The following is a 3,582-nucleotide window of genomic DNA, read 5'->3' as shown; positions in this document are numbered from 1 at the left end:
GCGTCGTCGGCCAGGGATCCGGCACCCAACTCCACCCGGTGCCTCGTCAACGGCCGGTCGTTGCGGTCGGCGCACAGCGCTCCCGACCAGAATCCTTCCCGTTCACCGAATCTGCCGATCTGGACCCGCTCACGCAGCCGGATCGATCCCTGGTCGTGCAGCCGCAGCGAAATGCCGGACAGGTGACGCGCGTCGGCGGCGACGACCGTCGGCTCGACGTCGACGTCCAGGTCACCGGCCACCTCCAGCGCCCACCGGGAATGTGAGGTCGGGGTCGCCGGCCCCGGCAGCGCGACGGTGGCCGCGGCACTGCGGATCTTCAGCCGCGCTCCCGGCTCGACGACCACGCGGATGTCGACGGCATCGCCGCCCAGCGGGGTGGCGGCTGTGGACACCAGGTGCACCGTGTCCGGTGTGGTGCAGCGCGCGGTAACACCACCGCCCCGGCATTCGATGCGCGGCAACCGCTTCGGGAACGCGACCAGCAGGAGCTCGGAGCGCATCAGAGGCCGGCCGCCTCGCGCAGTTGGGTCCGGACCCACGCCAGCACGCCGGTCGCGGCCGGGTCCTCGGTCAGGGACTGCAACACCGTCGGACGGCCCTCGCGCACCGCGTCGGCGTCGCGTGCCATCACCTCCAGGCTGGCGCCCACCAGCGGTGCCAGGTCGGTCTTGTTGACCACCAACAGGTCCGAGAAGGTCACGCCGGGCCCACCCTTGCGGGGAACCTTGTCGCCGCCGGCGACGTCGACGACGAAGATCTGTACGTCCACCAGTCCCGACGAGAACGTGGCGGTGAGGTTGTCGCCGCCGGACTCGACCAGGATCAGGTCCAGCGCTTCGTGGGCGGCGATCAGATCGTCGATCGCATCGAGGTTCGCGGTGATGTCGTCGCGGATCGCGGTGTGCGGGCAGCCGCCGGTCTGCACGGCCGCGATACGGTCGTCGGGCAGCACCGCGTGCCTGCGCAGGAAGTCGGCGTCCTCGGTGGTGTAGATGTCGTTGGTCACCACCGCCAGCGACAGCTCGTCGCGCAGCTGCCGGCACAGCGCGGCGACCAGTGCCGTCTTGCCCGAGCCGACCGGTCCCCCGATCCCGATGCGCAGCGGCTCGCCGGGGCGGCGGACGCGCCGGGGTCGGTCGACGGCATGAGTGTGGGTGTGGGAATGCTCGGAACTCACTGTCCTATAAGACCTTTCACGATGAGAAAAGGGGCCGCTCGCGTTCGGCGTGCCGCTCTGCGAGCGTATCGAGCAGCGGGTCGGACAAGTCGGCCAGTCCCTTGGCAGCTTCGGCCGCAGTGTGTTCGCAGAGTGGCGCGAGCCGAATCGTGCACGCCGCCACGTCGGCGGGATCCAGCGCCAGCAGCCGCTGCGCGGCCGTCGCCGAGCCGGTCATCGTCGTGTAGACGACGCTCAGCGCCCCATGTTCGGGGCTCAGTCCGCCGGCCGCACCGACCCGGCCCGCGGCGACGGCCAGGTGCGGGTGGGGGCCCAGGACGTCCCAGTCCACATCCGGGAAGACCCGTCGCGCCAACCGCGTCAGCCCCCGGCCCTGGCTGCGCGAGGCCTGCCGGGACGCCGGGGACGGGGTGCGCGCGTCGGCCTCCCGGTCGGCGTCGAGTGGGGTGAGCTCACCGCGGTGAACCGCGGCCGCGATGGACGCGGCGACCAGCCCGTGGCTGCGAATCCTTCTGCGCAGGAAGGCTTCGAGGGTCTCCATGTTGGTCAGCAGGCCGCTGGTGACGGCCTCTTCGACGCCGCCGGAGTGTACGTGCGCGCCGGTAGGCAGCCGCGAGTCCGCCAGGCTCAGTAGCATCGCCAGGGACATCATCGGGCGACGGTCGTTCCCGCGGCATCGGTCGACGGCGGCCGCTCCCGCGGGCTCGGCATGAGGAGGGTGGACATATTCGTCGATCCTGCCACGCCCCGGTGCCAACGCTGCCGACGCCCGGGGGCTCAAGGGTGCGGGATCGGCGGCTGCGCCGGCCCCGCGCCGTCGCCCTGGTCTTGCGGTCGGCCGGTCGCCCCGGATACCAGGTCCGGGCCGATGATGAGCCCGGTATGTGCCGGTCGGCTGCCGCCCCGATGAGCCCGGTCGAGCGGATGGGTGGAGATCAGCGAGGCGACGACGGCCCGTCTCGGCCGTGCGAATAGCTGAGCCGAACAGTCGCGGGTGTCAGAACAGGAAATAACGTTGTGCCATCGGCAGCTCGGCCGGCGGTTGCTCCGGCCAGACCTCGCCGTCGATACGCACGGTGAAGGTGTCCGGGTCGACTTGGATGTCGGGCAGGGCGTCGTTGAGCGGCAGCCGCGCCTTGCCCACGGCGCGCACATCCCGGACCGGCACCAGCGGCCTGGCGACCGCGAGCTTGTCCGCCAGGCCCGCGTCGATGGCCTGGGGCGCGACGAAATGCACGGAGGTCGCCTTCGTGGTGGACGGGGCGGCGCCGAACATCGGCCGCGGTAACACGGGCTGCGGGGTGGGAATGGAGGCGTTCGCGTCGCCCATCGCCGCCCAGGCGATCATGCCGCCCTTGATGACCATGTGCGGGCGCACCCCGAAGAACGCCGGCTCCCACAACACCAGGTCGGCGAGCTTGCCCGGCTCCACCGAACCGATCTCGTGGTCGAGGCCGTGGGCGACCGCCGGGCAGATGGTGTACTTAGCGACGTAGCGGCGCGCCCGGTTGTTGTCGGCGGCTTGACTACCCGAGGGGTCCCCGGGCAGCGCGCCGCGGCGGCGCTTCATCACGTGCGCGGTCTGCCAGGTCCGCATCACCGTCTCGCCGATGCGGCCCATGGCCTGCGAGTCGCTGCCCATGATCGAGATGGCGCCCATGTCGTGCAGAACGTCTTCGGCCGCCATCGTCGACGGCCGGATCCGGCTTTCGGCGAACGCCAGATCTCCGGGCACCGCGGGGTTCAGATGATGGCAGACCATCAGCATGTCCAGGTGCTCGTCGAGGGTGTTCACCGTGTACGGGCGGGTCGGGTTGGTGGAGCTGGGCAGCACATTGGGTTGGCCGGCGACCTTGATGATATCGGGCGCATGGCCACCGCCGGCGCCCTCGGTGTGGTAGGTGTGGATCGAGCGGCCGGCGATCGCGGCCAGGGTGTCCTCGACGAACCCCATCTCGTTGAGTGTGTCGGTGTGCAGCGCCACCTGCACACCGGCGGCGTCGGCGACCGTCAGGCAGGCGTCGATGGCCGCCGGGGTCGATCCCCAGTCTTCGTGTAGTTTGAAACCCGAAGCGCCGCCGCGCAATTGCTCCCACAAGCCCTCGGCGCTGACGGTGTTGCCCTTGCCCAGCAGCGCGAAGTTGACCGGCCAGCCGTCCAGCGCTTCCAGCATGCGGCCCAGGTGCCAGGCGCCCGGGGTGACGGTCGTGGCCTTGCTGCCCTCGGCGGGCCCCGTGCCACCCCCGACGATGGTGGTGACGCCGGAGCCGATCGCCTCGGGCATGAGTTGCGGGCAGATCAGATGTACGTGGCTGTCGATCGCCCCCGCGGTCACGATCAGGCCGTTGCCCCCGATGACCTCGGTGGACGGCCCGACCACCAGGTCCGGGTGCACCCCCGAC

At 71.0% G+C, this 3,582-nt stretch carries 4 protein-coding genes; all 4 read right to left on the bottom strand.

Annotation, left to right across the window (positions count from 1 at the left end; all coding sequences use genetic code 11):
* Positions 1-503: urease accessory protein UreD (locus AC2VOR_RS10705; RefSeq protein WP_486963763.1), on the bottom strand; the 503-nt coding region annotated here is incomplete at its 3' end.
* Positions 503-1,180: an urease accessory protein UreG gene (ureG, locus tag AC2VOR_RS10700; protein ID WP_486963762.1), complete on the bottom strand. Its 678-nt coding sequence runs from the start codon at positions 1,178-1,180 to the stop codon at positions 503-505. The genes ureG and AC2VOR_RS10705, both read right to left, overlap by 1 nt.
* Positions 1,181-1,196: 16 nt before the next feature.
* The gene (locus tag AC2VOR_RS10695) at positions 1,197-1,832 is read right to left on the bottom strand and encodes an urease accessory protein UreF (protein WP_369738540.1); all 636 of its coding nucleotides are present in this window, start codon (positions 1,830-1,832) and stop codon (positions 1,197-1,199) included.
* A gap of 345 nt (positions 1,833-2,177) precedes the next feature.
* On the bottom strand, positions 2,178-3,582 hold a 1,405-nt coding region (locus AC2VOR_RS10690; protein WP_486963761.1), incomplete at its 5' end, for an urease subunit alpha.

It is taken from the genome of Mycobacterium sp. TH-M103 (assembly GCF_057473785.1).
Note: the sequence above shows the minus strand (reverse complement) of the source record. Positions and strands in the feature narration are given on the sequence as shown.